Source organism: Pseudomonas sp. R45(2017) (assembly GCF_002112305.1).
GTDB classification, from domain to species: domain Bacteria; phylum Pseudomonadota; class Gammaproteobacteria; order Pseudomonadales; family Pseudomonadaceae; genus Aquipseudomonas; species Aquipseudomonas paraglycinae.
In genome coordinates this window covers 606,798-632,575 of the sequence record NZ_NEHH01000001.1, presented here as the reverse complement: position 1 = coordinate 632,575, position 25,778 = coordinate 606,798, and the positions used below count along the sequence as shown (strand labels likewise).

The 25,778-nt window shown below is 61.4% G+C and carries 25 protein-coding genes; 15 read left to right on the top strand and 10 right to left on the bottom strand.

The genetic code is table 11. From position 1 onward, the window contains the following. Nucleotides 1-100: 100 nt before the first annotated feature. The 4 genes from CAF74_RS02935 to CAF74_RS02920 form a co-directional block, all read right to left on the bottom strand. Nucleotides 101-2,152: a bifunctional diguanylate cyclase/phosphodiesterase gene (locus CAF74_RS02935; protein WP_011335711.1), complete on the bottom strand. Its 2,052-nt coding sequence runs from the start codon at nt 2,150-2,152 to the stop codon at nt 101-103. Between the two features lie 356 nt (nt 2,153-2,508). Beyond that, a complete protein-coding gene (locus CAF74_RS02930; protein ID WP_085745256.1) occupies nt 2,509-3,105 on the bottom strand; it encodes a superoxide dismutase in 597 nt (198 codons plus the stop codon). Nucleotides 3,106-3,281: 176 nt separating this feature from the next. Further along, entirely contained in the window at nt 3,282-3,884 is a 603-nt protein-coding gene (locus CAF74_RS02925) for a LysE/ArgO family amino acid transporter (protein WP_007953256.1), read from the bottom strand. A 5-nt stretch (nt 3,885-3,889) separates the two neighbouring features. Beyond that, on the bottom strand, nt 3,890-4,291 hold the full coding sequence (locus tag CAF74_RS02920) for an ACT domain-containing protein (RefSeq protein ID WP_085709558.1): 402 nt from the start codon (nt 4,289-4,291) through the stop codon (nt 3,890-3,892). 96 nt (nt 4,292-4,387) lie between these two features. Between CAF74_RS02920 and CAF74_RS02915 the strand changes: the two genes are divergently transcribed. The 4 genes from CAF74_RS02915 to CAF74_RS02900 all read left to right on the top strand — a co-directional run bounded on the left by CAF74_RS02915 (nt 4,388) and on the right by CAF74_RS02900 (nt 8,348). Continuing rightward, entirely contained in the window at nt 4,388-5,275 is an 888-nt protein-coding gene (locus CAF74_RS02915; RefSeq protein ID WP_064383809.1) for a LysR family transcriptional regulator ArgP, read from the top strand. A 115-nt stretch (nt 5,276-5,390) separates the two neighbouring features. Next, nucleotides 5,391-6,383 (top strand): NAD(P)-dependent oxidoreductase, encoded by a 993-nt coding sequence (locus CAF74_RS02910; protein ID WP_085745255.1) that lies wholly within the window; start codon nt 5,391-5,393, stop codon nt 6,381-6,383. 116 nt (nt 6,384-6,499) lie between these two features. Then, nucleotides 6,500-7,375, top strand: coding sequence for an ATPase (locus tag CAF74_RS02905; protein ID WP_085745254.1), 876 nt, complete (start codon nt 6,500-6,502; stop codon nt 7,373-7,375). A 124-nt stretch (nt 7,376-7,499) separates the two neighbouring features. Next, nucleotides 7,500-8,348, top strand: a complete 849-nt coding sequence (locus CAF74_RS02900) for a cache domain-containing protein (RefSeq protein ID WP_085745253.1) — start codon at nt 7,500-7,502, stop codon at nt 8,346-8,348. Between the two features lie 121 nt (nt 8,349-8,469). Here the strand turns inward: CAF74_RS02900 and CAF74_RS02895 are convergent, their stop codons facing one another. Then, nucleotides 8,470-9,987 carry an MDR family MFS transporter gene (locus CAF74_RS02895; protein WP_085745252.1) on the bottom strand — a complete coding sequence of 506 codons (1,518 nt, stop codon included), beginning with the start codon at nt 9,985-9,987 and terminating at the stop codon, nt 8,470-8,472. Nucleotides 9,988-10,066: 79 nt separating this feature from the next. After that, nucleotides 10,067-11,260 (bottom strand): 4-hydroxybenzoate 3-monooxygenase, encoded by a 1,194-nt coding sequence (pobA, locus tag CAF74_RS02890; protein WP_085745251.1) that lies wholly within the window; start codon nt 11,258-11,260, stop codon nt 10,067-10,069. Between the two features lie 178 nt (nt 11,261-11,438). Here pobA and CAF74_RS02885 point away from each other — a divergent pair, with 178 nt between their 5' ends. After that, the gene (locus CAF74_RS02885) at nt 11,439-12,335 is read left to right on the top strand and encodes a helix-turn-helix domain-containing protein (protein ID WP_085745250.1); all 897 of its coding nucleotides are present in this window, start codon (nt 11,439-11,441) and stop codon (nt 12,333-12,335) included. Nucleotides 12,336-12,343: 8 nt separating this feature from the next. On the opposite strand, the gene CAF74_RS29190 is transcribed toward CAF74_RS02885, so the two are convergent. Together CAF74_RS29190 and CAF74_RS02875 are read right to left on the bottom strand one after the other, a co-directional pair. Then, nucleotides 12,344-12,520 carry a hypothetical protein gene (locus CAF74_RS29190; protein ID WP_007953274.1) on the bottom strand — a complete coding sequence of 59 codons (177 nt, stop codon included), beginning with the start codon at nt 12,518-12,520 and terminating at the stop codon, nt 12,344-12,346. Between the two features lie 158 nt (nt 12,521-12,678). Continuing rightward, nucleotides 12,679-13,581 (bottom strand): LysR family transcriptional regulator, encoded by a 903-nt coding sequence (locus CAF74_RS02875; RefSeq protein WP_218189652.1) that lies wholly within the window; start codon nt 13,579-13,581, stop codon nt 12,679-12,681. Nucleotides 13,582-13,696: 115 nt separating this feature from the next. On the opposite strand from CAF74_RS02875, the gene CAF74_RS02870 reads away from it, so the two are divergent. Further along, the gene (locus CAF74_RS02870; RefSeq protein ID WP_085745248.1) at nt 13,697-14,575 is read left to right on the top strand and encodes an MBL fold metallo-hydrolase; all 879 of its coding nucleotides are present in this window, start codon (nt 13,697-13,699) and stop codon (nt 14,573-14,575) included. 46 nt (nt 14,576-14,621) lie between these two features. Beyond that, a complete protein-coding gene (locus CAF74_RS02865) occupies nt 14,622-15,236 on the top strand; it encodes an NAD(P)-dependent oxidoreductase (protein WP_085745247.1) in 615 nt (204 codons plus the stop codon). Between the two features lie 195 nt (nt 15,237-15,431). Here CAF74_RS02865 and CAF74_RS02860 read toward each other — a convergent pair whose 3' ends face one another. Further along, nucleotides 15,432-16,310, bottom strand: coding sequence for a LysR substrate-binding domain-containing protein (locus tag CAF74_RS02860; RefSeq protein WP_074688417.1), 879 nt, complete (start codon nt 16,308-16,310; stop codon nt 15,432-15,434). A 139-nt stretch (nt 16,311-16,449) separates the two neighbouring features. On the opposite strand from CAF74_RS02860, the gene CAF74_RS02855 reads away from it, so the two are divergent. The 6 genes from CAF74_RS02855 to CAF74_RS02830 all read left to right on the top strand — a co-directional run bounded on the left by CAF74_RS02855 (nt 16,450) and on the right by CAF74_RS02830 (nt 23,873). Then, the gene (locus CAF74_RS02855; RefSeq protein ID WP_085745246.1) at nt 16,450-18,087 is read left to right on the top strand and encodes a 5-guanidino-2-oxopentanoate decarboxylase; all 1,638 of its coding nucleotides are present in this window, start codon (nt 16,450-16,452) and stop codon (nt 18,085-18,087) included. After that, the gene (locus CAF74_RS02850; RefSeq protein ID WP_085745245.1) at nt 18,084-19,535 is read left to right on the top strand and encodes an aldehyde dehydrogenase family protein; all 1,452 of its coding nucleotides are present in this window, start codon (nt 18,084-18,086) and stop codon (nt 19,533-19,535) included. Before CAF74_RS02855 ends, CAF74_RS02850 begins: the two co-directional genes overlap by 4 nt. Before the next feature lie 217 nt (nt 19,536-19,752). Further along, nucleotides 19,753-20,856: an ABC transporter substrate-binding protein gene (locus CAF74_RS02845; RefSeq protein WP_085606688.1), complete on the top strand. Its 1,104-nt coding sequence runs from the start codon at nt 19,753-19,755 to the stop codon at nt 20,854-20,856. A gap of 192 nt (nt 20,857-21,048) precedes the next feature. Continuing rightward, nucleotides 21,049-21,957 (top strand): ABC transporter permease, encoded by a 909-nt coding sequence (locus CAF74_RS02840; RefSeq protein ID WP_007960163.1) that lies wholly within the window; start codon nt 21,049-21,051, stop codon nt 21,955-21,957. Continuing rightward, complete coding sequence (locus CAF74_RS02835; protein WP_085745244.1) at nt 21,954-22,802, top strand: ABC transporter permease; 849 nt, start codon at nt 21,954-21,956, stop codon at nt 22,800-22,802. The genes CAF74_RS02840 and CAF74_RS02835 overlap by 4 nt, the downstream gene beginning before the upstream one ends. Before the next feature lie 15 nt (nt 22,803-22,817). Next, nucleotides 22,818-23,873: an ABC transporter ATP-binding protein gene (locus CAF74_RS02830; protein ID WP_007960168.1), complete on the top strand. Its 1,056-nt coding sequence runs from the start codon at nt 22,818-22,820 to the stop codon at nt 23,871-23,873. Here CAF74_RS02830 and CAF74_RS02825 read toward each other — a convergent pair whose 3' ends face one another. Continuing rightward, nucleotides 23,874-24,803: an AraC family transcriptional regulator gene (locus CAF74_RS02825; protein ID WP_085745243.1), complete on the bottom strand. Its 930-nt coding sequence runs from the start codon at nt 24,801-24,803 to the stop codon at nt 23,874-23,876. 335 nt (nt 24,804-25,138) lie between these two features. Between CAF74_RS02825 and CAF74_RS02820 the strand changes: the two genes are divergently transcribed. Both CAF74_RS02820 and CAF74_RS02815 read left to right on the top strand, forming a co-directional pair. Continuing rightward, on the top strand, nt 25,139-25,492 hold the full coding sequence (locus tag CAF74_RS02820; protein ID WP_085745242.1) for a putative quinol monooxygenase: 354 nt from the start codon (nt 25,139-25,141) through the stop codon (nt 25,490-25,492). Between the two features lie 43 nt (nt 25,493-25,535). Further along, the gene (locus CAF74_RS02815; RefSeq protein ID WP_007960172.1) at nt 25,536-25,778 is read left to right on the top strand and encodes a hypothetical protein; all 243 of its coding nucleotides are present in this window, start codon (nt 25,536-25,538) and stop codon (nt 25,776-25,778) included.

Genomic DNA, 25,778 nt, shown 5'->3' with positions numbered 1-25,778 from the left:
TAGCTGGAAATATTTCTTATTTGCGCGGGGGTTGCGCTGGATCAACAGCGTAGAGCACGCCCGGCGGATCAAGGGGTTTGCCGGGCTTCGCAGGGAGATTTCAGAGGATGGCCGCGTTGCTGCGCTGGGCCTGCTTGAGATAAATGCTCAGCTCGCGCGCCGGTAGCGGTTTGCTGTAGTGGTAGCCCTGACCTTCATGGCAGCCTTCGGAGATGATGTAGGTTTCCTGTTCGGCGGTTTCCACGCCCTCGGCGATCACCTGCATGCCCAGGCTCTTGCCCAGTTGAATGATGGCGCGAACGATGGTCGCGTCATCGTCGTCGTCCAGCAGGTCCTGGACGAAGCTCTTGTCGATCTTGATCTTGTCCAGCGGCAGACTCTTGAGATAACTCAGCGAGGAGTAGCCGGTGCCGAAGTCGTCGATGGCGATCAAGGCGCCGGAGCGGCGCAGGCTCAGCAGGTGCTGGGCGGCGGTGCTGATGTCTTCCATCAGGCCGGTTTCGGTGACTTCCAGCTCCAGGCTCCGCGGTGGCAGGCGGTACATCTGCAACAGGTTGTTGACCACCCGCGGCAGCTCGGCGTGGTGCAGTTGCACGGTGGACAGGTTGACCGCCATGCGCAGATCGACGAAGCCCTGATCGTGCCAGTCGCGCAGTTGCTTGCAGGCCTGATCCAGCACCCATTCGCCAATGGCGATGATGGTGCCGTTCTGCTCGGCCAGCGGGATGAACAGGTCCGGCGGCACCAGACCGTGTTCCGGATGCTGCCAGCGGATCAATGCCTCGACGCCGACCACGCGATGATCGCGGTAGCTGATCTGCGGCTGATAGACGAGGTAGAACTGATCGCGCAGCAAGGCGTCGCGCAGGTCTTTTTCCAGTTCGCGACGGCGGCGCATTTCGCTGTCGACGCTGGCGATATAAAACTGATAACGGTTGCGCGAGCGGGTCTTGGCCAGGGTCATGGTCTGCTCGGCTTTCTGCAACAGCTTCTCGGTGCTGTCGCCGTCCTCCGGGAACAGGGTGATGCCGATGGTCGCGCGCAGACGGATTTCCTGATGATCGAGGGCGAACGGCGCTTCCAGGTCATCAAGAATGCTTTGCGCCAGTTCCGCCGCTTCGTAGGGTTGCTCGATATCGGCCTGCACCAGCGCGAACTGGTCGCCGCCAAGACGGGCGAGGGCGCCGAGGCGACCGCTGTGGGCGCGCAGGCGGTCGGCGAGTGCCAGCAGCAATTGGTCGCCGGTCTGGTAGCTGAATTGTTCGTTGATGCCTTTGAAGTCATCCAGTCCGACACACAACACCGCAACCCGGCGCTGCAGCTTGCCGGCATCCACCAGGATCTTGTCCAGTTGCTGCTGCAATTGCTGGCGGTTCGGCAGGCCGGTGAGGAAATCGTACTGGGCCATGCGCAGCAGGCTGTTTTCCGCTTCGTGGCGCAGGTGGGTATTGCGTTCGATGGATTCGAGCAACTGGTTGGCGGTGTTGATCCAGATCCCCAGTTCGTTTTTCTCGTGGCCCTTGAGCTGCGGAATCTTGTGTTCGCTGGGGCGGTCCGGGTTGATCTCGGTGAGGTGTTCGATGATCCGCGACAGCGGTTTGGTCAGCAGCCAGTGATAGACCAGATACAGCACCAGCCCCATGGCCAAGGCGCGCAACACGCCGGAAATGAAGATGATCACCGAGCTGACGATGAAACCCTGACCGTAGGTGGCCGTGTCGAGGGTAATGCTCAGGTCGCCGTAATATTCGCTGTAGGGGCCGCGTCCCACCAGTTGGGTGGTGAACGTGCGTTCCTGGCCGAGGATCAGGTCGGTCAGCCAGCGACTGTTGGAATGCTGCAGCTCACGGGATTTCTGCGCGAGCATCGCTTCGTTGGGATGGCCGATGGAGGCCTGGCGCACAGCGTCGTCCTGGAACAGGCCTTCGATCACTTGCATGCCCATCTCCCGGTCCAGGCTATAAACCGCCTGGGTGGAGGGATCGCGGAACATGTCGAGGATGCGTTCGGCATCGCCGGCGACGGCCTGGCGTGTTTTATAGGCATCGAAAACGATCTGCGCGCAGCTCAAGACCACGCCGACGATCAATGCCGACAGGAGCACGACCCGGAGCAACTTCACCGACAAGCTGTTCTTGAGTTCCAGCTTCAAAGGGTTATTCCTTGTTCCGTGCGGGTAGCGTCAAGTTGCCATGAGTATTGGCAATCCCGTGTTGGCAGTCAAAGGGACAATCGAGCCGCGGAAAATTTGTCCGTGGCCTTGGCCGAAATGCTGCGGTCTGGAGTATTTGCCCTATTTGTACTGTGTCGGTAGTTTTGGCCTCCAACTTGAGGGGCGTCGGACAATTTTTCCTCTTTTGATGGTAGTTCGCCGCGGCTTGGGGGCAAGGCGAGAAGGGCTGCTTTACGTGTGGGAAAAGGCCCTGTTTGTGATGCGACGCACCCGTGATGATTTCTGCGGGCAGAAAAAAACCCGGCAATAGCCGGGTTTTTTGTCTGGCGTGCAGCTTAAGCGGTGAAGGTCTTGCCTTCGAACTGCTCGGCCACGAACTTCCAGTTGACCAGGTTCCAGAACGCCTCGACGTACTTAGGACGCAGGTTACGGTAGTCGATGTAGTAAGCGTGTTCCCACACGTCGCAGGTCAGCAGCGGGATGTCGCCGCTGGTCAGCGGGTTGCCGGCGCCGATGGTGCTGGCCAGAGCCAGGGAACCGTCAGCCTTTTTCACCAGCCAGCCCCAGCCGGAACCGAATGTGCCGATCGAGGTTTTGCTGAACTCTTCCTTGAACTTGTCGAACGAACCGAAAGCCGCGTTGATGGCTTCAGCCAGGGCGCCGGTTGGTTGACCGCCGGCGTTTGGCGCCAGGCAGTTCCAGTAGAAGGTGTGGTTCCAGACCTGAGCGGCGTTGTTGAAGATGCCGCCCGAGGAAGTCTTGACGATTTCTTCCAGGGTCTTGCCTTCGAACTCGGTGCCTGGCACCAGGTTGTTCAGGTTCACGACGTAGGTGTTGTGGTGCTTGTCGTGGTGGAATTCCAGGGTTTCCTTGGAAATGTGCGGCTGCAGGGCATCGTGTGCGTAAGGCAGCGGCGGCAATTCGAAAGCCATGATGATTCTCCTAATCAGGTCTGTTGCGGTGAGCGCAAGGCCGATCACGGGCGGCCAGAAATGCACCGGCGAGTTTTTACTCTTTGCGGCGCAGGGTTCGGATCATAGCACCGGGGGTGCGGCTTAACCACGCAACAACTGTGTGGGATAGAGGTTCCAGAGCTGTTTGGAATAAATCATGAAGCCAATATCAATTGCCCCGCCACCGTGAACATCATCACCGCCACCAGCAGATCCAGAATCCGCCACGTACTCGGCCGTGCCAGCCACGGTGCGAGCCATGCCGCGCCGAACGCCAGGGTGAAGAACCACAGCAGCGAAGCACTCGCCGCGCCGACGACATAAGCGCCGGGCACCGACTGTTGCGCACCGAGAGAACCGATCAGCAAAACGGTGTCGAGATAGACGTGTGGGTTGAGCAAGGTCACCGCCAGTGCGCTGAGCATCACCGCCCGCAGCGAACGTACGGTCTGGTTTTCACCCTGTTGCAGGCTCTGTTTGGAAAACGCCCGGCGCAACGCCTGGCTGCCGTACCAGATCAGGAACACCGCGCCGCCCCAGCGGGCGACCGCCAGTAAGGTCGGGTTTTGCGCCAGCACCGTGGCCAGACCGAACACACCTGCCGCCACCAGCAACGCATCACAGGCGACGCACAGCGCGGCGACTGGCAGGTGATGTTCACGTCGCAGGCTCTGCGCCAGGACAAAAGCATTCTGGGTGCCGATCGCCATGATCAGCCCGAACGCCACCAGCAAACCGTTGGTATAGCTTTGCCACATGACGGTTACTCCGCGTTGGCTGCGAGATCGCGCAGCACTTGCATGGCGCGTTCGGCGTCGGCCTGACCGACGAACAAATGATCGTGGTAGTAGCCGGCAATCACATTGCAGCTGATGCCGGCCTTGCCCAGTGCGGTGGCGAATGCGGCGGTCAGGCCGACGGCTTCCAGCGCCGAATGAACGTTCAAGGTGATCCAGGCCGCGACGTAGTCGAAGCTGAAACCGGCGCGCTCGGCGTGGGAACGTTCGAGAATTACCGTCAGGCCTTCCTGTTCGCGGAAACTGCCGACGATTTCCAGACCGCTCGGCAACTGCCCGTCGCGCAAAGTACAGAACACGTATTCGCCGGCATTGAGCTGCGGGCTCATGCTGCGCAGCAGGGTGGTCAATGAGGTTTCGCCAGCCATGATGGTGGTCCTTGATAAAGAGTGCTTGCTGGCTATTCTCCCGGTTGACGCGGTATAAGAAAAACCAATAGTGCTGATCGCTCATTAGGAAAACTGATGTTCGACTACAAATTGCTTTCCGCTCTGGCCGCTGTGGTCGAGCAGGCCGGATTCGAACGCGCGGCGCAGGTGTTGGGCCTTTCGCAATCGGCGATTTCCCAAAGGATCAAACTGCTGGAAGCTCGGGTCGGCCAACCGGTGCTGGTACGCGGGACACCGCCGTCGCCAACCGAAATTGGCCGGCGTCTGCTCAACCATGTGCAGCAGGTGCGCCTGCTCGAACGGGATTTGCAGACGCTGGTGCCGGCGCTGGACGAAGAGGGCCTGCCGGAACGGCTGCGAATCGCCCTGAATGCCGACAGTCTTGCCACCTGGTGGGCCGAGGCGGTGGGCGACTTCTGCGCCGAACAACATCTATTGCTCGATCTGATCGTCGAAGACCAGACCGTCGGCCTCAAACGCATGCGCGCCGGTGAAGTGGCCGGTTGTCTCTGCGCCAGTGAGCGTCCGGTGGCAGGCGCGCGCAGCGTGCTGCTCGGAGCGATGCGCTATCGGGCGCTGGCCAGTCCGGCGTTCATCGAGCGGCATTTTCCCGACGGCGTGCGGGCCGAACAATTGCCGCGCACCCCGGCGCTGGTGTTTGGCCCGGACGATTTTCTCCAGCATCGTTACCTCGCCTCCCTCGGCGTCGATGGCGGTTTCGAACATCACCTGTGCCCGTCGTCCGAAGGTTTCATCCGCCTGACCGAAGCCGGGCTCGGTTGGGGACTGGTGCCGGAATTGCAGGTGCGCGAGCAACTGGAGCGCGGCGTACTGCGCGAACTGTTGCCAGATAAACCTATCGACGTGCCCTTGTACTGGCATCATTGGCGCAATGGCGGTCAGTTGCTCGGGCTGTTGACCGAACAATTGGTGCGCTCGTCGGCGCAATGGCTGGTGGCCTGAAAGCAGCTACGAGCGTCAAGCTGCAAGCGCCAAGTAAAGCGCTTGTGTACTGTATTTACCTTGCAGCTCGAAGCTCGAAGCTCGAAGCTTGCAGCTGGTTTTGTTGGAGCTCTACATGAAAATTCTGGTCACCGGCGCAAGCGGCTTCATTGGCGGACGCTTTGCGCGTTTCGCCCTGGAGCAGGGCCTGGAGGTGCGGGTCAACGGTCGCCGGGCCGAGGGTGTCGAGCATCTGGTGCGTCGCGGTGCCGAGTTCGTTCAAGGCGATTTGAGCGACCCGGATCTGGTGCGTGCGCTGTGCAGCGATGTCGAAGCGGTGGTGCATTGCGCCGGCGCGGTCGGCTTGTGGGGCCGGTATCAGGACTTCCATCAGGGCAATGTGCAAGTCACCGAAAACGTGGTCGAGGCCTGCCTGAAGCAACGGGTCCGGCGGCTGGTGCATCTGTCGTCGCCCTCGATCTACTTTGACGGTCGCGACCATCTCGGCCTGACCGAAGAGCAAGTGCCCAAGCGCTTCAAGCATCACTACGCCGCGACCAAATACCTGGCCGAGCAAAAGGTCTTCGGCGCCCAGGAATTCGGCCTCGAAACCCTCGCCCTGCGCCCGCGTTTCGTCACCGGCGCCGGCGACATGAGCATCTTCCCGCGCTTGCTGAACATGCAGCGCAAGGGCCGTCTGGCGATCATCGGCAACGGTCTGAACAAGGTCGATTTCACCAGCGTGCACAACCTCAACGAAGCGTTGCTCAGCAGCCTGCTGGCCGACGCTTCCGCGTTGGGCAAAGCCTACAACATCAGCAACGGCGCTCCGGTGCCGCTGTGGGATGTGGTCAATTACGTGATGCGCAAGATGGAAGTCCCACAGGTCACCAAGTACCGTTCCTACGGTCTGGCCTACAGCGTGGCGGCGCTCAACGAAGGGGTGTGCAAGCTCTGGCCCGGGCGTCCCGAGCCGACCCTGTCGCGCCTGGGCATGCAGGTGATGAACAAAAATTTCACCCTCGACATCAGTCGCGCCCGGCATTATCTGGACTACGATCCGAAAGTCAGTCTGTGGACGGCCCTCGATGAGTTCTGTGGCTGGTGGAAGGCCCAGGACATTCGTTGATACGAATCTGCCGGCCGGCACTGAACCGCGTCACGGCTTGAGGGTCAACCCCAGCGGCCGCGGGGTTTATACTTCGCGCCAATCTGCCATCACCGCGTTTCACAAAGGTTGCCTCAATGTCCATGCGTAACGATGCCCACGACGATTTCGACGATGTACCGAGCCTGCGCGCCGACACCCTCGATGACGACGATTTTCCGGTCACCGCCCGCACCACCGTGCATTCGCGCACGCCGCCGGTGGTCAAGGTCAAGGCCGCCAGCACCGGGCCGTTGTGGGCACTGGTCGGCGCATTGTTCTTCGCCTTCATTGGTCTTGCCTGGTGGAGCTTCCAGCAGATCTCGCTGATGGAGCAGCAACTGGTGGCGACCCAGGAAAGTTTCGCGCGCATCAGTGAGGAAGCGGCGGGGCGCCTGCAGGACATTTCCGGCAAGGTCGTGGCCAGCCAGACCAACGTCACCACCGACAGCGAAGCGTTGAAGCTGCAGATCAAACAGCTGCAAAGCGCGCTTCAGGATCAGAGCAAACAGCAGCAGGGCGTGGCCGGGCAGGCGACGGATCTGGACAAGCGGCTGGCGCAGATGACCGCCCAGACCACTGAACAACAGAACGCCAACACTCAGTTGCAGGCCCAGGTCAAAGCCCTGAGCGCCGAACTGGCCACGCTGAAAAGCACCCCGGCCGACACCAGCAAGCTCGATGCTCAGCTCAAGAGCTTTGATGCACAGGTGAAGGGATTCGATGCGCAGTTCAAGAGCCTCGGTGCCGACATTACGGCTTTGAAAAAACAAGGTGGGTCGAACCCGGCGATCGATCGTCTGGAGCAGGAAATCGTCATCCTCAAGAGCGAGCAGGACAACCGTCCGGCCGCTGCGCAGGGAGGCACCAACACCGCCGAGTTCGATGCGTTCCGAGCGCAGATGACCCGCAACATCAACACCCTGCAAGCGCAGATCCAGAACCTGCAACAGCAACTCAACGCCCGTCCGTAAGCCTCTTGTGTGGCGAGGGCGCGAACGCCCTCGCCACAGCAACATTCAGAAGCTTTCTGAATATCCATACATGCCTTCAGGCCGTCTACGCTCTTGAAACACCAACAAGAACGAGGGATGCGTCATGGGGTTTGTGCACAAGCTGGCCTGGCTCGGCGCGGTGCTGCTGTTGAGTTTCGGTCAGGCCAATGCGGCCACCACGGAAAAAGACGACAGCAAGGCCGCCATCGCCTTGCTGGAAAAGGCTCTGGCCTATTACCACGACAACGGCGACAAGGCGTTCGCGGCGTTCAGCCGCCAGGGCGAATTCGTCGACAAGGACCGTTACGTGTTCGTGGTCGACACCAAGGGCGTGATGCTCGCCAGCGGCGGGCCGTCGTCGGCATTGATCGGTCGCGACGTCAGCGAAGTCCTCGGGCCGGACTTACAGAAGTCCTTCAAGGACGCCCTGAAGGTGCCGGAAGGCAACGGCATCCAGCAGGCCGAATACCGCTGGCAGAACTGGTCCGACGGCAAGGTCGAGCGCAAGCACGTTTACTATCAACGCATCGGTCAGCGGATTCTGGCGGTGGGTTATTACTTGCCGCGGGCGTCGGCGGAGCAGGCAAAAGCGTTGCTCGACAAAGCGGCCAGCGATTTGACCAAGGACGAGAAGGGCACGCTGTCCGCGATCAACTCGCTCAAGGGCGGTTACCTGCAGGACGACCTGTATGTGTTCGTGGTCAATCTCAACAACCACCGCTACGTCGCCCACGGCACCAACCTGCGGCTGATCAACACCGATTTCGCCAAGGTCGACGACCCGGAAGGCAAACCGGTGGGCGAGCCGATTCTGTCGTTGATCGGCAAACAGGATGAGGGCGAGTATGAATACCGCTGGAAAAATCCGGTGACCGGCAAGGTCGAGAACAAACATGCCTACCTGAAGAAGGTCGGGAATTTCCTGGTGGCGGTCGGTTATTACAGTGCTTGAATGCACTTCCCCTGTGGGAGCGAGCTTGCTCGCGATAGCAATGTAGCAGTGACGCAAATGTCGACTGATCAACCGCAATCGCGAGCAAGCTCGCTCCCACAGGTCATACGGTGTTCTACAGTCAGCGGGCGCCGTGCTCACGGCCCCGCAGCAACCGGTTGGGCATCGCAATCGCCGCCGCCAGCCCGAGCAGCGACACCGCCGCGCTCACCATCAGCAAATGCCGGAACGTCACCAGCAATTCGGCACGCAAGGCATTCTGCGCATCGCCGGGCGCGGCGTTCAGACCGTCGAGCAGCACGTTGCCGGAATGCCCTTCGCTCATCAGCGAGCTGCCGGTCAGGTGGGCGAAACTGGAGTCCTGCAACAATGCCAGCAACAGTGCCGACATCAACGCCACACCCACCGCGCCGCCCAAAGAGCGGAAGAGGTTGGTGGTGCTGGTGGCGACGCCGATGTCCTTTTGCTCGACCGAGTTCTGCGTACCCACCAGCGAAGTCGGGAACTGCATGCCACCGGCGATCCCGCTGAGCAGCATGAACAGGCTGCTGAGCAGCGTCGCATCAGGCGGGCTGAAGGCCATGCCAAGGATCGAGATCGGCATCAGCAGCGCACCGGTCAGAATCTGCGGTTTGTAGCGCCCGGTGATCGAGGTGCGACGTCCGGCGAAATACGCGCCGATCGGCAAACCCATCGCCAGCGGCAGCAAGTGCAGCGCAGCGCTGTCGGCCCCGGCGCCGGTCACGCTCTGAAAGCGCAGCGGCATCAGCACGATCAGGGAAATCGCCTGGAAGCTGCAAAAGAAAATCGTGCACCAGCACAGCAGGGCGCTGCGGTTGGTGAATAGGTGCATCGGCAGCAACGGCTCCCGGGCGCGCCGCTCATGCCAGACGAACACCGCAAGCACCGCCACCGCACAAGCGAACAGCCCGAGCACTTCGCTGCTGCGCCACGCATGGCCCTGGCCGACCTGAGTGATCGCCAGCAACAGCGCGGTCAGGCCGATGATCATAAGCAGCGTGCCGAGGTAATCGATGACCGGTTTGCGCTGGGGAATTGGCAGGCCGATCAGATTGCGTCGAGCCACCCAGTACGCGCCAAGTCCCAGCGGAAGGTTGATCAGGAACACCCAGCGCCATGACAGGTACTCGGTCATGTAACCGCCGAGCACCGGACCGGCGACGCTGGCCACCGCATACATGCTGCTGAAATAGCCCTGATAGCGCCCGCGCTCCCGAGGCGGCACGATATCGCCGATGATCGCCTGGCTCACCGAAATCATCCCGCCGGCACCGATGCCCTGGAAAATCCGCGCCAGCACCAGTTGCTCCATGCTCTGGGCCATGCCGCAGAACAGCGAGGCGAGGGTGAACAGGCCCATGCCGAACAGCATCAGTTTGCGCCGCCCGTACAGGTCACCGAGCTTGCCGTAGATCGGCACCGCGACGGTCATCGCCACCATGTAGCCGGAAATCACCCAGGCCAGCAGGCTGACGTCCTTGAACTGTGCGGAGATGGCCGGCATGGAAACGGCGACGATGGTCTGGTCCAGTGCGCCAAGGAAGATCGCCATCATCAGCGCGACCAGCACGCTGCGAATGGCCGGTTTGGGCGTTTCGGGATGGTTGAGATTGGTCACGGGCGAACCTGCGGGCAGTGATTGACCCGCAGTGCCACGGCGAGCGGGTGAGTGCTCGCCAGTGTAAGTCGGTAGCAGGCTATTCGATAGCCTCATAAGGAAGCCCGACGTAATTTTCTGCAATGGTTTTTTGACCGGCCTCCGAGCTGACAAAGTAGTCCAGTTCCGAAGCACAGATCCGCTGGCTGAAATCATCGTGCTCGTCGAAGCGGTGCAGCATCGAGGTCATCCACCAGGAAAACCGTTCGGCCTTCCACACCCGGCGCAGGCAGATCTGCGAGTATTTCTCCAGCAAGTCAGTGCGACCTTCGCGGTAAACCTTCAGCAAAATCCTGAACAGCGTGCTGACATCGCTGGCCGCCAGATTCAAGCCCTTGGCACCGGTCGGCGGAACGATGTGCGCCGCATCCCCGACCAGAAACATCCGCCCGTATTGCATCGGCTCGACCACAAAACTGCGCAGCGGCGCGATGCTCTTTTCAATCGACGGACCGGTCACCAGTTTCTGCGCCAGATCCTCCGGCAGACGATTGCGCAGTTCATCCCAGAAACGCTGATCCGACCAGTCGTCGATGTTTTCCTCGGCCGGCACTTGCAGGTAATAACGGGTGCGGGTCGCCGAGCGCATGCTGCACAGGGCAAAGCCGCGCTCGTGGCGGGCGTAGACCAGTTCATCGTGAATCGGTGGTGTGTCGGCGAGAATCCCCAGCCAGCCGAACGGATACACCCGTTCGAAGACTTTCAGGCAGTCCTCGGGAATCGACTGCCGGGCCACGCCGTGGAAACCGTCGCAACCGGCGATGTAGTCGCAATCGACGCGCCAGGTTTCGCCGTCCTTTTCGAAGGTCACATAGGCTTCGTCGCTTTTCATGCCACAGGGAACGACATGGCTGGCTTCGTAAATTGTCTGCCCACCGGTCTCCCGACGAGCGGCCATCAGGTCGCGAGTGACTTCGGTCTGGCCGTAGACCATCACGGTTTTTCCACCGGTCAGGGCTTGCAGGTCGATGTGGATCCGGCGCCCGTCGAGGGCCAGTTCGAAACCACCGTGCACCAGACCTTCGGCGTCCATCCGCTGACCCACGCCAGCCTCGCGCAACAGCTCTACCATGCCTTGTTCAAGCACGCCGGCGCGGATTCGGCCGAGCACATAGTCAGGTGTCTGGCGCTCCAGAATCAGAGTGTCGATGCCGGCGTTGTGCAGCAGCTGGCCGAGCAATAATCCGGACGGACCGGCGCCGATGATGGCGACTTGGGTTTTCAGCGTTTTCATTGTTTTTATGACTCGCAAGCTTCACGCGACAACGGCCGGTGAATGATTTTCAGGATTCGAGTGCTTGCATTTTTCCCTTGCGGGTCTGTCAATTGAAGGTGAAAACTGAGCCGATACCTGTACATTCTGCCAATCGGTGCGATTATCGCCCGCAAACCTCGAGGCCTGGATTGAAGTGATGAACAAGCCTGACCTGCCTTCGATTCCGGTGTTCAAGCTCTACGGTGAAAGCCTGGACTGGCCGACCCCTGACTTGCTGCACTGTGAAACCATTTCCAAACGCAGCCGCGAACACCAATGGGAAATCAAACCCCACCGCCACGCCGATTTGTGCCAGTTGCTCTTCGTATTCAAAGGTCAGGCAGAGCTTGAAATCGAAGGCCAACGCACGCAACTGAACGAAGCCGCGATCCAGATCCTGCCGCCGTTATCGGTGCATGGATTCCGTTTTTCCGAGGACGTCGAAGGATTTGTCGTTACCCTCGCCACACCGTTGATCAACCATTTGCAGGCGCAACTGGGTAGCGCGGTGCAGGCCCTGGCCCAGGCCGAAAGCTATCCGGCGGGCAAGGACGCGGAGTACCTCAACAGTCTGTTCGCCGCGTTGCAGGCCGAGTACAACGGCCATCAACCGGCGCGGGAAATGCTCATGCATTCGCTGGTCAGTGTGATCATGGTCTGGGTCAGCCGTCAGGCGATTCACCGTCACAACGCCACGCAACGTCCGCAGCGTCAGCGCGAATACCTCAACGGGTTCATTCAGCTGGTGGAAGAAACCTACCGCCAGCACGTCAAGGTCGAAGACCTGGCCCATCGGCTGGGGATTTCCGTCTCGCACCTCAACGGCACCTGCCGTGAACTGGCGGGGCAGCCGGCGTTGCAGATCATGCACGAGCGTCAATTGCTGGAAGCCAAGCGTCTGCTGACTTACACCAGCATGACCATTTACGAGATGTCCGAGGTGTTGGGGTTTTCCGATCCGACCAACTTCACGCGCCTGTTCCGGCGCCGGGTGGGGATCTCGCCAAAGGCGTTCCGCGACCGCTTGAAGGCCGAGCAGAACGACGACGTCTGAGCCTTGTATCAGCGCAAGGCGTTGAGGGTGGCGTTGTGAGGGATGCAGCGCTCGAAGTTGCAGCTCGCGTACTCACGGGGCAGTTGCCGCAACTGCTCCACGCGCCATGCCGCGGTGCCGTACAGCGCCAGCGTGGCCGCGCAGGTGATGAAAATCGCGAGGTATCTTCTTGTTCTGGTGTTCATGGCGTTGACCTCTGAACGAATACCCTTGGGTACTACTTTCAGCATAGGCCAGAGGGGAGCAGCTGCAAGCTTCGAGCTTCAAGATTGAAGCTTCAAGATTGACGCAGGCTCTCCGCTCTCCGCTTGGAGCTCTCCGCTTGCAGCTTGCAGCTTGCAGCTTAAAGCTGATCCCACTGCGGGTTTTCGGGAAAACGCTGCACCAGAAAATCCAGCATGCAGCGCAATGCCGCCGGCATGTGCTTGCGCGAGGCATACACGGCGTAGATGTTCATCTGCCGCGGCTCGGCGTGGGGCAGCAGGCGAACCAGTTCGCCGCTGTGCACATGCACCCCGGCCTGATAGGTCGGCAGCATCGCCACGCCGGCGCCGGCCAGGGTCGCGCGCAGCAGGGTGCTGGCCTCGTTGGCGCTGATGTTGCCCTGCACCGGCACCGAAACCGGTTCGCCATCCTCCTCGAAATGCCACAGGCTCTTGCCGAAATAGGAATGGGTCAGGCAGTTGTGCCGGCTCAGCTCTTCTACGCGCTGCGGCTGCGGATGCTCCTGCAGATAGGCGGGTGCGGCGCAGACCACCGAACGGCATACCGTCAGGCGCCGGGCGATCAGGTTGGGATCGAGATCGTTGCTGGTGCGGATCGCCAGGTCGATGCGCTCGTCCACCAGGTTCACGGTGCGATCGAGCATTTGCAGGTCGATGTTCACCCCCGGATACGCTTTGACGAACGCCGCCATGGCATCGGCCAGTTGCGCCTGGCCGAACGAGGTACTGACGCTGATCCGCAGCAAACCCCGTGGCGCATCGGCAGGTTCGCTGACGGCGGCCTGCATGTCGCCGGACAGCTCCAGCATTTGCCGGCAGCGCGGCAGGATCTCGTTGCCAGCGGCGGTCAGGCTCAACTTGCGCGTGGTGCGGTGCATCAGGCGCGCGCCGACCCAGTCTTCCAGTTCCGCCAGATAGCGCGACACCACCGGCCGTGACAGGTCCAGGTGATCGGCCGCCGCCGACTGGCTGCCCAGATCCACCACCGTGACAAACACCCGCATTGCTTGGAGACGATCCATGATTTGCCCGCTTTCAGAAACAAACTATGTTCAAGCATCGCATTTTTTGTAACGAGTCTGGCAACTAAGCTCTGTCCCCATCGCCAAGCACGGCATTCGAACAGCGGAGCAACCCATGATCGGCTTCACCACCCTCAAGCGCGTTTTACTGGCCACCGCCACCCTCGGCTTTGCTGCCCACGCAGCGGCTGCGAACCTGACCCTCGATGTCTACAACCCGGGCACCCATGCGATCTTCCCGGTGACCTCGGTGCTGGTCAGCGGCGAGAAGGACGCGATTCTGGTGGACGCGCAGTTCGGCAAATCCCAGGCTGAGCAAGTGGTGGAAAAGATCCGCGCCAGCGGCAAGCAACTGACCACCATCTACATCAGCCACGGTGACCCGGATTACTACTTCGGTCTCGACACCCTGACCAAAGCCTTTCCGGATGCCAAGGTGCTGGCTTCGCAACCCACCGTTGATCACATCAAGAAAACCGTCGACGGCAAACTCGCCTTCTGGGGCCCGAAAATGGGCGCCGACGTGCCGGCCAAAACCATCGTGCCGGGCGTGCTCAAGGGCGACAGCCTGATGCTCGAAGGTCAGAAATTGCAGGTGGTTGGTCTGGAAGGCAAGCAGCCGGATCGCAGCTTCGTGTGGATTCCGTCGCTGAAAGCCGTGGTCGGCGGTGTGGTTATCGCCGAGAACATCCACGTCTGGATGGCCGACACCCAGACTGCGCAATCCCACGCTGACTGGCTGGAAACCCTGCATTCGATCGAAACCCTGAAACCGAAAACCGTGGTGCCGGGTCACTACCTGGGTGACAGCGCCCGTTCGCTGGCGGCGGTGAAATTCACTGCCGACTACATCAAGGCATTTGATGCCGAAACGGCCAAGGCCAAGGACTCTGCCGCGCTGATCGCCGCGATGAAAAAACGCTACCCGACACTGGGCGAAGAAAGCTCGCTGGAGCTCAGCGCCAAAGTCGCCAAGGGCGAGATGAAGTGGTAACCCGAATCTGAAAAACGCAGCACTCTCAAGCCAACTGGAGAATGTCATGAGCAAGATCGCAATCATTGGTGCCACCGGCCGTGCCGGCAGCCAATTGCTGGAAGAAGCCCTGCGTCGCGGCCACAGCGTCACCGCCATCGCCCGGGATACCTCGAAGATCGGCGCCCGCGCCGGTGTGGTCAGCAAGAATGTCGACGTGCTGAATGCAGCCGCGCTGCAAGACGCCGTCGCCGGTCACGATGTAGTGATCAGCGCCGCGCATTTCGCCACGGTGCCGGCCAGCGCGCTGATTGGCCCGGTGAAACAGGCCGGGGTGAAACGTCTGCTGGTGGTCGGCGGTGCCGGTTCGCTGTTGCTGCCGGACGGCACCCGCGTGATCGACAGCGCCGGTTTCCCGGCCGAGTACAAGGCTGAGGCCAGCGCCGGTGCGGCGTTCCTTGATGCCTTGCGTCAGGAAAAGGAACTGGACTGGACGTTCCTGTCGCCGTCGGCGCTGTTCTTCGAAGGCGAGCGCACCGGCAAGTTCCGCGTCGGCAAGGATGACTTGCTGGTGAGTGCTGAAGGTCAGAGCTCGATCACCTTTGCCGATTACGCGATTGCGCTGATCGACGAAGTGGAAACGCCGAAGCATTCGCGTCAGCGGTTTACTGTCGGTTATTAAGTACTGAAAAGCCCCTCACCCCAGCCCTCTCCCGGAGGGAGAGGGAGCCGATCGTGGGATGCTTGAAAATTACGCCGACTTGAACGGGATGTATTGAATCCATAATCGCCCAGATTTTTCAGGTCGATGTATTACGTAAGACACCTCGGTCAGTTCCCTCTCCCTCCGGGAGAGGGTTAGGGTGAGGGCAAGGCCTCACCGCGTATGAGCCTGCTCAACCAACCACCCCATCAACTCCTGCAATTTCGCCGACGGCTCCGACGCCGGCGCCACGATGTAATAGCCCAGTCCCGTCTTCACCTTCAGATCGAACGGCATCACCAGTCGCCCGGCGTTCAAGTCGTCGCCGATCAGTGACCAGTCGCCGATCGCCACCCCCGTCCCGTGGGACGCCATCGACATCGCCTGATCCAGCGTTTCGAAATGCTGACCGCTGGCGATATTGCTCAAGTGCAGTTCGGCGGCTTCGAGCCAGAGAGTCCAGTCGTCATCCGTGTGAGTCGGGTGCAGCAGCAGATGCTGTTGCAGATCTGCCGGTGTGTGCAGGGCCGGCCCACCGTTGAGCAGCGTCGGCGAGCAGACCGGCGTCAGTTGTTCATCGAACAGGTGCAGGGTGGCGGGTGAGTCGTGGGGCGCGGTGCCGTAGATCACCGCTGCGTCGAACTGCTCGCGATGAAAATCCACCCCGTGTTGCAGCGACGCCGTGAGTTTCACCGGCACGTCCGGGCGCTCGCGCTGCCATTGCAGCAGGCGCGGCAACAACCAGCGCATCACGCAGCTCGGCGCCTTGAGTTGCAAGGTCTCGCGTTTGGCGCCGATCTGCTCCACCGAGTCGCCGATCAGGCTGAACACCTGCTGCACCCGTGGCAGCCATTCGCGACCTTCGGCCGTCAGCTCCAGGCCTCGGGCCAGGCGAATGAACAGCTCATAACCCAGATGTTCCTCAAGCCCCGCGATCTGCCGGCTCACCGCGCCTTGGGTGATGTGCAACTGCTCGGCGGCCCGGGTGAAGTTGCAGCACTGCGCGGTAATCAGAAACGTGTGCAGGGCGGGCAGGGGAGGCAGTCGTTTCATGTGGATCCAAGGTATGACGTGAGGACATGGCTAGTATGAGCTTTTATCGATTGTTGCGGCTACGGGTCGCCCGTTTCAATGAGGCCAATCACCGGTTCCTTTAAAGCCCGGTGCCTCAACGAACAAGAAGGGCAAAGACATGGCGACGTGTGGCGAAGTACTGGTCAAGTTACTCGAAGATTATGGGGTCGAGCAGGTGTTCGGCATTCCCGGGGTGCATACCGTGGAACTGTATCGCGGGCTGGCCCGTTCGAGCATCAACCACGTCACCCCGCGCCACGAGCAGGGCGCCGGCTTCATGGCCGACGGTTATGCCCGCACCAGCGGCAAACCGGGTGTGTGCTTCATCATCACAGGTCCAGGCATGACCAACATCACCACCGCCATGGGCCAGGCGTACGCCGATTCGATCCCGATGCTGGTGATCTCCAGCGTGCAGTCGCGCAGCCAACTGGGCGGCGGTCGCGGCAAGCTGCATGAACTGCCGAACCAGAGCGCACTGGTCGGTGGCGTGGCGGCGTTCTCCCACACCCTGATGTCGGCGTCCGAATTGCCGGGCGTATTGGCCCGTGCGTTTGCGCTGTTCCAGGCCGGGCGTCCGCGTCCGGTGCACATCGAAATTCCGCTGGACGTGCTGGTCGAAGAAGCCGACGAACTGCTGACCAGCGTGCCGGTCAACATCGACCGCGCCGGTGCTGCGCCGGCCGCCGTGAGCCGCATGACTGAACTGCTGGCCGGCGCTCAGCGTCCGCTGATCCTCGCCGGTGGCGGCGCCATCGACGCAGCGGCCGAACTCACCGAACTGGCTGAGTTGCTCGACGCACCGGTGGCCCTGACCATCAATGCCAAAGGCATGCTGCCGTCCAGCCATCCTCTGCTGATCGGATCGACCCAGAGCCTGGTGGCGACTCGCGCTCTGGTGGCCGATGCCGACGTGGTGCTGGCGATCGGCACCGAACTGGCGGAAACCGACTACGACGTCACCTTCGCCGGTGGTTTCGAAATCTCCGGCAAGTTGCTGCGCGTCGATATCGATCCAGACCAGACCGTGCGCAATTACCCGCCTCACGTGGCGCTGGTGGCCGACTCGCGCAACGCTGTGCAAGCATTGCTGAGCGCGCTGTCGCACAAACCGCTGGCCGAGCGCCGCAACGATTGGGGTCAGGTACGCGCCGCGCGTCTGCGTGAAGACCTGGCCGCGACCTGGGATGCCCCGACGCTGGCCCAGACCCGTTTCCTCGAAACCGTGCTGCACGAATTGCCGAACGCAGTGTTCGTCGGTGACTCCACGCAACCGGTGTACACCGGCAACCTCACGTTCAACCCGGAGCGTCCGCGCCGCTGGTTCAACTCGTCCACCGGTTACGGCACCCTCGGTTACGCCTTGCCGGCAGCGATCGGCGCGTGGCTCGGTGGCAACCTCGAACACGGCGCACGTCCGCCGGTGGTGTGTCTGATCGGCGACGGCGGTCTGCAATTCACCCTGCCGGAACTGGCCAGCGCCGTCGAAGCGCGCACCCCGGTGATCATCCTGCTGTGGAATAACCAGGGTTACGAAGAGATCAAGAAATACATGGTCAACCGCGCCATCGAGCCGGTGGGCGTGGATATCTATACCCCGGATTTCATCGGTGTGGCCAAGGCACTGGGTTGCGCAGCAGAAGCGATCAGCTCGGCCGAACACCTGCGCGGTGCACTGCGCGTCGCCACCGATCGTCAGGGCCCGACCCTGATCGAAATCGACCAGACCCAATGGATGAAGGCGGTGGCCCAATGATCAATTTCCCGACCACACTCGACGGCCTGTACATCAACGGCCAATGGTCCGCCGGCCGCGAACACCTGCGCGTCATCAACCCGGCCACCGAAGCGCTGCTGACCACGGTCAATGGCGGTGACGAAAGCGCCGTCAACCAGGCTGTAGCGGCGGCGACCGAAGTCTTCAAGGGCTGGTCGAAAACCACCGGTGCCGAGCGCGCCGCGATACTGCGCAGCATCGCCAATGGCGTGCGCAACGGTCGCGAACATCTGATGAAGTTGCAGTCGAGCAACAACGGCAAACCGCAGTTCGAAGCGGGCATCGATGTCGACGACGTGATCGCCACCTTCGAGTACTACGCCGAACTCGCCGAAGGCCTCGATGCGAAACAGAACAGCAATGTGCCGCTGCCCAGCGATGACTTCAGCGCACGTCTGCGCCGCGAGCCGTGCGGCGTGGTCGGGCTTATCGTGCCGTGGAATTTCCCGATGGTCACCACCGCATGGAAACTCGCGCCAGCTCTCGCCGCCGGTTGCTGCGTGGTGCTCAAACCGTCGGAAGTCACACCGCTGCCGGAGCTGGAACTGGCGACCATCATTGCCGAATCCGGTCTGCCAAAAGGCGTGTTCAACCTGGTGTGCGGCACCGGTCTGGCAGTCGGCGCGCCGCTGTCGGCGGACCCGCGCATCGCCAAGATTTCCTTCACCGGCAGTAACGCCGTGGGTGTGCAGGTGATGCAGCGCGCCGCTGAAACCGTGAAGGGCGTGAGCCTGGAACTGGGCGGCAAATCCTCGCTGCTGATTCTGGAAGATGCCGACCTTGATCTGGCGGTGGAACTGGCCTGCGGTGGCGGTTTCTTCAACGCCGGGCAGATGTGCTCGGCCACCAGCCGGGTGCTGGTTGCCGATGAAATCGCCGATGAATTCCTGATTCGTCTGAAGGCCCGCGCGGAAAAAATCCGGGTGGCCGATCCGTTCGATCCTGAAGTCGAGATGGGCGCGCTGGTCAATCAGGCGCAGTACCAGCGTGTGCTCGGTCACATCGACCGTGGCCTCAGCGCCGGGGCCAAGCTGATCTGTGGCGGTAATCGTCCGGCCGATCTGCCGCGCGGATATTTCTTGCAGCCGACGATCTTCACCGAAGTGCCCCTCGACAGTGCGCTGTGGTGTGAAGAGATTTTCGGCCCGGTGATCTGCGTGCGCAGTTTCGCTTCGGAAGCGGAGGCGATTGCCCTGGCCAACGACAGTCAGTTCGGGCTGGTCGCCAGTGTCGTCACGCGCAATGCCGAGACCGCGGATCGGGTCGCCAACGCCCTGCAGGCGGGGCTGGTGTGGCTCAACGCGCCGCAGGTGATCTTCCCGCAGACCGCGTGGGGCGGCTACAAACAGAGCAGCATCGGCCGCGAATTGGGGCCATGGGGCCTGGCGGCATTTCAGGAAATCAAGCACGTGATTCGCGCGCTCTGAATGCCCGAAAAAGGTCAGCGCATGCCTCGCAACGAGGCATGCGCCGGCGTCATGGCTCCAATGAGTTTTTATCGATAGTCAGGTGTTTTGCACGACCTCAGGATGAACCCGCAGACCACGCTCAAGCCCTTTGAAACCGGGCGCTTGAGCCATGTCGGTCAGGCAGATGCAAGGGTTGCGATCAGTCTCATACTTACAAAAAAAATGGGAGTCCTAAATGGGCGAGCACGATCTGAACAGGCGTCAATTCATCAAAACCGTCGGCGTGGCCTCGGTGGCCGCGGCGGCCATGAGCATGCCCTTCATCCGGGCCAGTGCCAGCGACACCCGCTTTGCCGGCAAGACCCTGCGCCTGCTGACCTGGTCCGATGACACGGGCCTCGCTGCACTGCGCAACATCGCTGCAACGTTCGAAGCCAAGACCGGCGCCAAAGTGATTGCCGACCGTACCGGCAGCACCTCGGAAATGGTCGCCAAGCTCAAGGCCGGTGGTGACCGCCCGCAGTACGACATCATCACCCTGGCTGGCGTCGGCGCCGAAGGTCTGGCGGCTGCCGGACTGCTGGAAAAACCCGATCTCAACCGTATTCCCAACCTGGTCGACGTCCCGGAAAAATACCGCACCGGGGCCAACGGTCACGGCATCGGTTACCTGCTGTGGTGCAACAGTCTGGTCTACAGCACCCGCACCCAGAAGGAAGCGCCGGACAGTTACGCCGCGCTGTGGGACGCCGATTTGGCACCAAGCATTTTCCTGCCGCCGCCGAACTGGACCGAGGCCATGGACCTGATCATCATCGCCGCCAAACTGGCCGGGGGTGACGAGCACAACATCGAGCCGGGCTTCAAGAAACTCGCCGAGCTGAAAGACCGCGTGGTGACCCTGGGCGAAAACCCGAACCAGATCGCCGAGCTGTTCCGCACCGGTTCCCTGGACATGGGCGGCCTGTATGCCCCGGCGTTTTTCCCCAAGCAGATCCGCGACCCGAACTATGGCCTCGGCGCCACGTTCGGCATGAAGGAAGGTTTCTACACCGACCTGATGCTTTCGGTAATGCCGAAGAACCGTCCGGGCGACACCGACCTGGCCTACGCCTTCATCGACCACTCCCTCGACCCGCTGGTGCAGGGCAAGATGGCCGAAGACATCTTCAACGGCCCGGTCAACGCCAAGGCGATCATCTCCGCGGAAGCGCGCAAGAGCCCGTTCATCCTCACGCCGGAGCAGATCGCGGAGAAGGCGATCATGCACGACAACGCCTTCCTGGCGACCGTGCATGACCAGTGGATCCGTCGCTACACGGAAATCTTTTCTTCCTGATCGAGTGATGGACGCAGGTTCTTCAAACACCGAAGTACCTGTGGGAGCGAGCTTGCTCGCGATTGCGGACTGACATTCACCGACAGTGTCGACTGACAGATTGCTATCGCGAGCAAGCTCGCTCCCACAGATTTCTCGGTGGATTTGAAGGCAGTGTCTGTCAGTTGTTTTTCCATTGACGAGATCATTGCTATGGAACATCAATCCCTGACCCAACCGGTCGGCGCGGGTGACGTGCGCCCGGCGCGCGGTGTTTCGCCGACGGCGCGGGCGTGGTTTTTTCTCACGCCGTCGATGCTGTTTCTCGGCGTGCTGATTGCCGCCAGCCTGCTGGTGCTGCGCATGAGCGTCGGCACCAAGGGCGCGGAGTGGTCCGGTTTCAGCCTGGCCAGTTACGCGCAGTTGCTCGAACCCTACTACCTCAAATCGTTGCTGCTGACCTTGCGTCTGGCGCTGATCAGCGCGGTGATCGCCGTGGTGCTGGCGATCCCGGTGGCGTACACCATGTCGCGCCTGACCTCGCCATTCGTGCGACGGATTTTTCTGGCGGCGGTGCTGTTGCCGCTGCTGGTCAACCTGCTGCTGCAAAGCTATGGCTGGCTGGTGATCCTCGGTCCCGGCGGCATGCTCAACCAGACCCTGATGGGCCTCGGTCTGATCAAGCGTCCGATCATGTTGCTGTACAACCAGAACGGCGTGTTGATGGGCCTGGTGCAGACCGCGTTTCCGCTGGCCGTGCTGCCGATTGCCAGCGCCATGCGCGGCGTCGCCCGCAGCTACGAAGAGGCTGCCGCGACGCTGGGCGCCAGTCGTTTTCAGGTATTCCGTCAGGTGGTGCTGCCGATGAGCCTGCCGGGGATCATCACCGGCGCGACCCTGGTGTTCGCCTACAACGCCAGCAGCTTCGTGGTGCCGCTTTTGCTCGGCGGTCGGCGCGTGCCGATGCTCGCAGTGATGGTGCATGACCAGATCGCCCCGCTGATGAACTGGCCCGCCGCATCCGCCGCCGGTGTGGTGCTGATCGTCACCACGCTCGCCATCATGACCTTGTCCGAATACATCACCGGCCGCCGTCGCCGTCTGCTGGAGGCTTCGCAATGAGTGCCCTGATCAAGAAGCGTCAGTCGCTGTTGCCGGGCGATACCGGCAAGTTCGCTGGCATCCTGTCCGGGATCATTTTGTTCCTGGCTGTGCTGCCGATCCTGACCATGATCGTGATGTCGTTCAGCGGTGCGTCGAACCTCGACTTCCCGCCGAGCAGCTACAGCCTGCAGTGGTACAAGGCGGCGTGGCACACCTTCGTCTCGCCCGATGCCAGCGATGTGCTGAGCCTCGGCCAGGCCATGGGCACCAGTTTGCTGGTGTCGTGCCTGACGATGATTTTCGCCACGCTGATCGCGGTGCCGGCGGCCTACGCGCTGACCCGTTGCGAGTTCCGTGGCAAGGGTGTGGCGCTGCAGCTGATGTCGCTGCCGCTGGTGTTCCCGATGGTGGTGCTGGGGCTGGCGTTGCTGCTGGTGTTCGACAGCCTGCCGTTCCACATGACCACCTCGCGGCTGGTGATCGCCCACGTGATTCTGGCGCTGCCGTTCGTGGTGAAGAACTGCACGGCGGCCATGCTTTCCATCGGCAGCGAAGTCGAAGAGGCTGCGCAGATGCTCGGCGCTTCGCCGTTGCGCGCCATCGGCGATGTGGTGGTGCCGCTGATGAAATCGGGAATTTTGGCGGGGATGCTGCTGGCGTTCATCGTCTCGTTCAACGAATTCACCGTGACCTATTTCCTCTACACCATCGACGTCATGACCGTGCCGATCTGGATGTACAGCCGCACCGTGTCATCGCTCGACCCTACCGTGTTCTCGTTTGCCGTGCTGATCGTGCTGATCGACTTCGTCCTGATCTGGGCATTGGAGAAGCTGGTCGGTGAGGGTGGCGTTTCCTTCTGATTTTGAGGTGATTTTATGTCTGGTCTGATTCTGGAAAACGTCGAGAAACACTACGGCTCGGCCTGCGCGGTGAAAGACGTCAACCTGCATTTACCCGAGGGCAAACTGGTGTGTTTCCTCGGCCCGTCGGGCTGCGGCAAGACCACGTTGCTGCGAATGATCGCCGGGCTGGAAACCCTCACCGGCGGCGAGATCCGCCTGGACGGCGAGGACATCGGCCACACCCCGGCACACCTGCGCAACTTCGGCATGGTGTTCCAGTCGCTGGCGCTGTTCCCGCACATGACCGTGGGCGAGAACATCGCCTATCCGCTGAAACTGCGCGGTGTGAGCAAGGCCGATCAACAGGCGCGGGTGGTGGAGTTGCTGGAACTGATCCAGCTGCAACCGATGATCGATCGTCCGGTGGCCAAACTGTCTGGCGGCCAGCGTCAGCGAGTGGCGATTGCCCGGGCGATTGCCTCGCACCCGAAAATCCTGTTGCTCGACGAACCGCTGTCGGCGCTGGATGCCAAATTGCGTGAATCGATGCAGGTGGAAATCCGTCAACTGCAACAACGCCTGAACATCACTACCATCATGGTGACCCACGATCAACGCGAGGCCATGACCATGGCCGACATCGTGGTGGTCCTCGGTGAGCATCGGGTGCAGCAGGTGGGGACGCCGATTGAAATCTATCGGCACCCGGCCAACGAATTCGTCGCGGACTTTATCGGCTCCGGCAATATCTTCCCGGCCACCGCGCTGGGTGATGGCAAGGTCGTGCTGCCGGGCGGCGATGCGCTGCAAGTGCCGATCTGCAGCAGCATCGTGGTCGGGCAGAAAGTGAAGATGTTGATCCGTCCTGAAGACCTGCAACTGTCGGCGCCGCAGGCTACGGCGGGCAATCGTCTGTTGGGCAAGGTGACGTTTGTGCGGGATATCGGCGCGACGATCGAGACTACGGTGGAGTGTTCCGGGGTGACCTTCACGGCGCTGAGCACGCCGTGTCAGGGCTTCGGTCTGGGGATCGGGCATCCGGTTTCGGTGACGTTGCCGAGTGAGGCGTGTCGGGTGCTCGGCGCCTGATCAGACACTCAATCTCAGGCGCGCCAGATCCCTCAACGGCGGCGCGCCAAACAACCGGCTGTACTCGCGGCTGAACTGCGACGGACTTTCATACCCCACCCGATACCCCGCCGCCGACGCTTCCAGCCCCTCAGCCAGCATCAAACGCCGCGCCTCTTGCAGGCGCAGTTGCTTCTGATACTGCAACGGACTCATCGCCGTCATCGCCTTGAAGCGGTGATGCAGGGTCGAGACGCTGAGGTTCACTTCCTTTGCCAGATCATCGATGCGCAGCGGCTGTTCGAAGTTGCCGTTGAGCCATTTGATCGCCTGGCTGATGCGGTGGCTCTGGCTGTTGGCGATGGCGATTTCGTACAGCCGATGGCCCTGCGGACTGCGCAGCAGGCGATAGAGAATCTCCCGGCGGACCAACGGCGCGAGCATGGCGATGTCTTTCGGCGCGTCGAGCAGGCGGGCCAGACGCAGCACCGCATCGAGCATGGCGCTGTCGATCTTCTCCACATACAAACCGCGTCCGGTCGGACGGGTCGGCACGCCCATCGGGCCGGCGTCGGCGATCAGTGCGGTGATTTCCGCCGGATCGATGTCCAGGCGCACGGCGAGGATCGGCTCTTCGGGCGAGACATTCACCACCCGACCGCTCAACGGCATCGAGACCGATACCACCAGGTAATTAAGCGGGTCGTAATTGAAGAATTCGTCCGCCAGCCGTACCTCTTTGCGACCCTGGGCCATGATGCACAGCGCCGGTTGCGCGAGCACCGGGGCGAAGTCATGGGACTGGGTGTGGCGCGACATGAACAGCGAGCCGACGGCAGTGGCATAACTGCCATCTTCGGATGTGTTGCGGCGAATGATGGCCGCCAGTTCCGCGCGCTGCTTTTCCATGTCGGCATCGGGCGGCGCCTGAAAACGATCGAACGACGTCATGCACAGCCTCCTCGGCAAGGGATGGAATGGGAGCAGAGCATAAGTTTGTGCAAGCGCAAGCGGTAGACACATCCTGCGAAATGCTTGCCTGATCCTGCATCGGGTTGTTGGCCTGTCCAGCCATAGCAGGACGCAGATCGTCAGAGTTGCCCGAAACCGGTGTGACAGGACGGTGACAGCAATTCACGACTTGTTACAGGTCTGCACGACAGTCTCGCAGGATTGTGCAACGCGACGGCAGGAATCGACTAACGGCGAATGGGGGGCGGCCCTTAACCTTGAATCCTGTCGCAGCCCGTCCCCGGCTGCCACGCGACTCCCTGGGAGGGTTGAACATGTCCAAGCAGATTCCCGTCAGTCATATGGCCTTCGTTCGAGCGCGTGCCGGACGTTCGGCGGAACTCGGCATGCGCCTGAGCGCCCTGATCGAACCGTCCCGCGCCGCCCCCGGTTGCCTGAGCTTTGCCTTGCAGCATTCGCAGTGCGATCCGGATTTGTGGCTCGTCTCCGGTTTCTGGAGCAACCAGCAATCGATGACTGCGTATTTCAGCAGCCCGTCGATGGAAATCTTTGCCGAGCTGGTGCAGGAGCTGGTGGTCAACAGCCTGGATTTCCACACGTTCAAGGAAGTCTCGGCCGCTCAGGCCGTAGGGCAATGCACTGCGCCGATACACAAACTCGCCGGTTGAATGTTTAATGTCTGGCTTATCCGACTGAGCCAGGACCTGCGATATGGCACGTAAAGAGTTCGAACACTTCGAAGCGGTTTCCGCTGTCGTCCCCGTCGAGTTGGGCGGCAACAAGGGTTATCACGCGGCAATCGCCGTCAAGGCCCTGGTCGACGGCGGTGCACCGCGCTTTCACAAACTGCTGAACGATCAGGTTTTCCCCGGCGCCATCGCCGCCGATGAAGCCGCGATCAATGAGCTGGACAAGCTCAAGGGCGTCACCGACGACGCCGAGCTGATCTGGTAA

Bases quoted from the DNA above. Each gene is read 5' to 3' on its own strand.
- CAF74_RS29190 (WP_007953274.1), bottom strand. From the start codon at position 12,520: ATGAACACCAGAACAAGAAGATACCTCGCGATTTTCATCACCTGCGCG.
- CAF74_RS02920 (WP_085709558.1), bottom strand. From the start codon at position 4,291: ATGGCTGGCGAAACCTCATTGACCACCCTGCTGCGCAGCATGAGCCCG.
- CAF74_RS02820 (WP_085745242.1), top strand. From the start codon at position 25,139: ATGTCCAAGCAGATTCCCGTCAGTCATATGGCCTTCGTTCGAGCGCGT.
- CAF74_RS02825 (WP_085745243.1), bottom strand. From the start codon at position 24,803: ATGACGTCGTTCGATCGTTTTCAGGCGCCGCCCGATGCCGACATGGAA.
- CAF74_RS02835 (WP_085745244.1), top strand. From the start codon at position 21,954: ATGAGTGCCCTGATCAAGAAGCGTCAGTCGCTGTTGCCGGGCGATACC.
- CAF74_RS02855 (WP_085745246.1), top strand. From the start codon at position 16,450: ATGGCGACGTGTGGCGAAGTACTGGTCAAGTTACTCGAAGATTATGGG.
- CAF74_RS02875 (WP_218189652.1), bottom strand. From the start codon at position 13,581: ATGGATCGTCTCCAAGCAATGCGGGTGTTTGTCACGGTGGTGGATCTG.
- CAF74_RS02860 (WP_074688417.1), bottom strand. From the start codon at position 16,310: ATGAAACGACTGCCTCCCCTGCCCGCCCTGCACACGTTTCTGATTACC.
- CAF74_RS02865 (WP_085745247.1), top strand. From the start codon at position 14,622: ATGAGCAAGATCGCAATCATTGGTGCCACCGGCCGTGCCGGCAGCCAA.
- CAF74_RS02910 (WP_085745255.1), top strand. From the start codon at position 5,391: ATGAAAATTCTGGTCACCGGCGCAAGCGGCTTCATTGGCGGACGCTTT.
- CAF74_RS02870 (WP_085745248.1), top strand. From the start codon at position 13,697: ATGATCGGCTTCACCACCCTCAAGCGCGTTTTACTGGCCACCGCCACC.
- CAF74_RS02930 (WP_085745256.1), bottom strand. From the start codon at position 3,105: ATGGCTTTCGAATTGCCGCCGCTGCCTTACGCACACGATGCCCTGCAG.
- CAF74_RS02885 (WP_085745250.1), top strand. From the start codon at position 11,439: ATGAACAAGCCTGACCTGCCTTCGATTCCGGTGTTCAAGCTCTACGGT.
- CAF74_RS02900 (WP_085745253.1), top strand. From the start codon at position 7,500: ATGGGGTTTGTGCACAAGCTGGCCTGGCTCGGCGCGGTGCTGCTGTTG.
- CAF74_RS02845 (WP_085606688.1), top strand. From the start codon at position 19,753: ATGGGCGAGCACGATCTGAACAGGCGTCAATTCATCAAAACCGTCGGC.
- CAF74_RS02815 (WP_007960172.1), top strand. From the start codon at position 25,536: ATGGCACGTAAAGAGTTCGAACACTTCGAAGCGGTTTCCGCTGTCGTC.
- CAF74_RS02840 (WP_007960163.1), top strand. From the start codon at position 21,049: ATGGAACATCAATCCCTGACCCAACCGGTCGGCGCGGGTGACGTGCGC.
- CAF74_RS02915 (WP_064383809.1), top strand. From the start codon at position 4,388: ATGTTCGACTACAAATTGCTTTCCGCTCTGGCCGCTGTGGTCGAGCAG.
- CAF74_RS02850 (WP_085745245.1), top strand. From the start codon at position 18,084: ATGATCAATTTCCCGACCACACTCGACGGCCTGTACATCAACGGCCAA.
- pobA (WP_085745251.1), bottom strand. From the start codon at position 11,260: ATGAAAACGCTGAAAACCCAAGTCGCCATCATCGGCGCCGGTCCGTCC.
- CAF74_RS02905 (WP_085745254.1), top strand. From the start codon at position 6,500: ATGTCCATGCGTAACGATGCCCACGACGATTTCGACGATGTACCGAGC.
- CAF74_RS02830 (WP_007960168.1), top strand. From the start codon at position 22,818: ATGTCTGGTCTGATTCTGGAAAACGTCGAGAAACACTACGGCTCGGCC.
- CAF74_RS02925 (WP_007953256.1), bottom strand. From the start codon at position 3,884: ATGTGGCAAAGCTATACCAACGGTTTGCTGGTGGCGTTCGGGCTGATC.